At 70.2% G+C, this 1,538-nt stretch carries 2 protein-coding genes; both read right to left on the bottom strand.

Annotated features, from left to right (window positions below; genetic code table 11):
* The coding region (locus tag GM672_RS27615; protein WP_155473685.1) for an ATP-binding cassette domain-containing protein at positions 1-400 on the bottom strand (400 nt) is incomplete at its 3' end.
* 146 nt (positions 401-546) lie between these two features.
* Positions 547-1,538 (bottom strand): phytase (locus GM672_RS27610; protein WP_155473684.1); only part of this gene is annotated, 992 nt, incomplete at its 5' end.

Raw genomic sequence — 1,538 nt, 5'->3', positions numbered from 1 at the left:
CGGTCCAGCGCCCGTCCAGCAGCGCCAGGTCCTCGGGCAGGGCAGTGCCGTCGTCGAGCCGCGCCTGTGCCGCCGCCACGTCGGCCAGGCCGGCGACGGCGGCGATGGTGGCACCGGGCGCGATCGCAGGATGCTGTGCCAGGTAGGCCACCGGGCCAGGCGTGACGACGGCGCCGCTGTCCGGAACGATGACGCCCGCCAGCAGGCGCGCCAGCATGGATTTGCCGGCACCGTTGACGCCGACGACGCCCGTGATGCCGGGGCCGAAGGCATGGCTGACGGCGTCGAGCAGCACGCGGCCCGTGGGCACTCGCAGCAACACGTGGCGCAGTGCGAGGGCGGGATTTTGAGCGGCGGACGTGCCGCCCGCGCGGGAAGAGTCGAAGGAAGAATCGATCATGGGAGCTTTCGATGCGGTGGGACAGGCCGGCCCGGATAAACAGGGGCGGCATTCGCAAGGGGAGAAAGCTCAGATGGTCATTTGGGGTGGGTGCTCCAACGGGAATGCGGCCAGTGTAGCGCACCGGCCGCATTCGCTCAAGCCCTTCAGCGGCCCAGTTTCAGGGCGGCGGCAATGTCCTCCCAGGCCACGTACTTGAAGTTCTGCGGCCCGTCGGGCAGGCGCTTGAAGCCGTCCTGCACCACCAGCATGCCGGCGCCATAGGGCCCGCCGAGATTGGCCGACGTCACTTCCAGCCCATCCGTCTCGGAACTGCCGTCGATGCCCGCGGCGACGTTGATGCCGATGCGGAAGGCGCCGTGCACCCGGTACGGCGGCGCCGCATCCAGCACCACGTAGCTGTTGTTGCCCTGGCTGGACACCACCAGGTAGCTGCCGTGCGCGCCCCGGTAAATGCCCATGCCTTCGACGTCGGCCGTCAGCACGGGGCCGACGGGCAGCACCATCTTCAGGGGCGCGGCGCGCGCGGCATCGGCCGGCGTCGTCCACAGGCCCCGTTTTTCCTCGCCGACGAAGAGCGTACCCGTGACGTCGTCGGCCACGCAACCCTCCGGTTGGCTGGCCGTCCTGAAGGTGCGCAGCAAGGTGGCGGCGAACTTGCCGTCCTGTTGCGTGATGCGGTAGTGCTGGTAGCGTCCGTCCTTGTCGTTGACAAACGCCTGCACGCCGTCGTCACCGGCCGGCAGGTACAGGCAGGCGCCGTAGATGTCGTCCAGGCCCGTGGCCAGGCGCGCCGCCTCGGCCACCTTGCCATCGCTGTCGATGGTGAACACGACGATGGCATTGTCGTCGCGCTGGGTCGCCACGGCCACGTCGCGCCGGTCCGCGCCGAAACGTACGTCCTGGCGCACGTCGACATTGTTCAGGCGCCCCGATTCCAGCAGCTGCAACTGCTTGCCCGCCAGGTCGTACACCAGCAGGCCCTGTTTCTTGTTCGTGCCCAGCACGCGCGACGCGCCGGGGTCGCGCCGGTTCAGCCAGATGGCGGGATCGTCGGCCGCGTCGCCGGCCCGGGCCACTGGGTCCGTCTGCGCCCGGGGCAGGACGATGGGCAGCGACGCGCCGGCGGCGGCGGGGG

The sequence above is a fragment of the Pseudoduganella buxea genome, from assembly GCF_009720835.1.
Taxonomy (GTDB): Bacteria; Pseudomonadota; Gammaproteobacteria; order Burkholderiales; family Burkholderiaceae_D; genus Rugamonas; species Rugamonas buxea.
This window is presented reverse-complemented; position numbering and strand designations above follow the sequence as displayed.